This window comes from Tenacibaculum haliotis, assembly GCF_025215075.1.
In the GTDB taxonomy this organism is placed as follows: Bacteria; Bacteroidota; Bacteroidia; order Flavobacteriales; family Flavobacteriaceae; genus Polaribacter; species Polaribacter haliotis_B.
Map to the genome: position 1 here is coordinate 1 of NZ_JAOBTH010000003.1, position 2162 is coordinate 2162.

The 2162-nt window shown below is 30.3% G+C and carries 4 protein-coding genes and 1 pseudogene; all 5 read left to right on the plus strand.

Going from position 1 to position 2162, the window contains the following annotated elements; all coding sequences use genetic code 11:
- Positions 1 to 266 (plus strand): integrase core domain-containing protein (locus tag N2251_RS00035; protein WP_260584630.1); only part of this gene is annotated, 266 nt, incomplete at its 5' end.
- A gap of 230 nt (positions 267 to 496) precedes the next feature.
- Positions 497 to 1090: a DUF1643 domain-containing protein gene (locus tag N2251_RS00040; protein WP_260584631.1), complete on the plus strand. Its 594-nt coding sequence runs from the start codon at positions 497 to 499 to the stop codon at positions 1088 to 1090.
- Between the two features lie 208 nt (positions 1091 to 1298).
- Positions 1299 to 1541, plus strand: a complete 243-nt coding sequence (locus N2251_RS00045) for a hypothetical protein (protein WP_105050557.1) — start codon at positions 1299 to 1301, stop codon at positions 1539 to 1541.
- The gene (locus tag N2251_RS00050) at positions 1532 to 1849 is read left to right on the plus strand and encodes a type II toxin-antitoxin system RelE/ParE family toxin (protein ID WP_260584633.1); all 318 of its coding nucleotides are present in this window, start codon (positions 1532 to 1534) and stop codon (positions 1847 to 1849) included. Before N2251_RS00045 ends, N2251_RS00050 begins: the two co-directional genes overlap by 10 nt.
- 207 nt (positions 1850 to 2056) lie before the next feature.
- Positions 2057 to 2162, plus strand: a pseudogene (locus N2251_RS14040) (IS30 family transposase); the annotation flags it as partial.

A 2162-nucleotide genomic window follows, 5' to 3' on the forward strand; every position in this document is an offset into this window, starting at 1 on the left:
TGGCTATAAAAAACAGAAAATATCCATCGAAAAAATTGATTCATCATTCTGATAGAGGTATGCAATATTGTTGTCCTGAATATACTCAGTTTGCTGAAAATAATGGAATAACAATGAGTATGACAGAGCAATATGATCCGTATGAGAACGCTATTGCGGAGAGAATTAATAGAACGTTAAAATATGAATATGGACTTAAAAACTGTCTTAAGAACACTCCTATTGCTCAAAAGTTAGCTAAACAGGCGGTAGTTACAACAATTTAAGAACTCATTTTAGCCTTGATTTAAGAAAACCAGCAGAAGTACATATAAATCCAAACATCAAATACAAATCGTATCGAAAAAATAATGTAAATTTGACTGAACTAACAATTTAAAAACAAACATAGTTCAAAATAGTTTTTGCCTTCTAAACGGCTAAAAAAATAGTTTGAACGGTATAAATTAACCTGAAAAAAGGTCAACCTATATCAGGACAATACAAAACCAACAAAATGAAAGAAAACTTCCATATTACAGGACTTTTTTATGAAACAAATGGATATAAATTCAGAAAAGTTCTGAATATAAAAAAAAAGAAATCCAAATTGAAAATTCCTGACTTAATGGTTGTGATGATGAATCCTGGAAAATCTCAACCGATAAACGGAATTGACAATAGCGATACGGAATCCGAAGCAATACCAGACACTACCCAAAATAAAATAATGGAAATAATGTTGAATTGCGGATTTGAATACTCTCGAATTCTAAATCTTTCAGATGCTCGAGAAACAAGTAGTGGAAAATTTTACCAAATGATTCCAGTATTTGACAGAGAAAATATTGTTCACTCAATTTTTGATGAACGTAGAAAAAGTGATTTTGACAAATATTTTATAAAAGGTGTGAAAACTATATTTGCTTGGGGAGTTGACAATTCACTGACTGAATTAGCGAAAAATGCAATTAAAAGAATAGGAAACGAAAAATCATTTGGAATAAAAAAAGCTGGAATGGAATACGCTTATTATCATCCTTTACCACCAAATTATTACAAACAAAAGGAATGGGTGGAAAAACTAACTGAACAAATAAAAACTGCGTAGAACAACGTGTATAATTAATGGCTAGTTCAAGCCTACTTACGAAAATCCTCGCGGATTTTCTATTCGGTTTTTATTTGCTAAATTAGGTGCTTAAACACGCCACTAATCATACACAAAACCGTTGGTAACAAGCTGTGAAAAATCCGTTAAATCAAGAAAAGTAAGAATTAAATTGAAAATTTTGTATCTTTGATAAAAAACAATAACAATGGATTTAGAAGCAAGAAAAATAACGTTTGTTCAAGAATTTTTAAGACTGCAAAACGTAGAAATTGTTAGTGGGCTTGAAAAATTATTGCGAAAAAGAAAAGCTGAATTGATTGAAAACAATTTCAAACCAATGACAATGGAGCAATATGATGCTGAAATTGACCAAGCAATGGAGGATTCTAAAAATGGTCGAATGATAAAAGCAACAGATTTAAAAGCTAAAATCCAAAAATGGAGCTAGAAGTTTATTGGTTAGAACTTGCTGAAAATAAACTTGAAGATATTTACGGTTATTATTTAATAAAAGCGAACAAAAAAGTTGCCGAAAAATTAGTTAATGGAATTGTTGACTCAACAATAGGAATTGAGAAACAACCAGAAATTGGACAAGTTGAAATTAGCCTAAAGCACAGAAAACAAGAGTTTAGATACCTCGTTTTTAGAAATTACAAAATAGTATATTGGATAAATTATGATTTCAACCGCATTGAAATCGCAAATGTGTTTGACACAAGGCAAGATCCCGAAAAAATAAATGAAATAAAATAAAGCCAGTTGCCAACACCGTGTAAAATTAATTACTGGTTTTAGCTAATTTACGAAAGTCCTCGCGGACTTTCTATCTGTGTTTTATTTACTAACTTTAGTGCTTAAAACACGCAACTAATCTTACACAACAACGTTGTAAGTAATTTAACGAAACCTAGCTGTATTCAATAACTTAACGCAACAAATCTAAAATTATAGATTTGTAAAATGACAGTAAAAAAACACAGAAGACTTAGCCTTAAAGAAAGAGTGATTATTCAGACTCTTTTAAACGAAAAAAAGACCAAAGCTTATAKTGCTAAAACTCTTTGTA

Bases quoted from the DNA above. Each gene is read 5' to 3' on its own strand.
- N2251_RS00040 (WP_260584631.1), top strand. From the start codon at position 497: ATGAAAGAAAACTTCCATATTACAGGACTTTTTTATGAAACAAATGGA.
- N2251_RS00045 (WP_105050557.1), top strand. From the start codon at position 1,299: ATGGATTTAGAAGCAAGAAAAATAACGTTTGTTCAAGAATTTTTAAGA.
- N2251_RS00050 (WP_260584633.1), top strand. From the start codon at position 1,532: ATGGAGCTAGAAGTTTATTGGTTAGAACTTGCTGAAAATAAACTTGAA.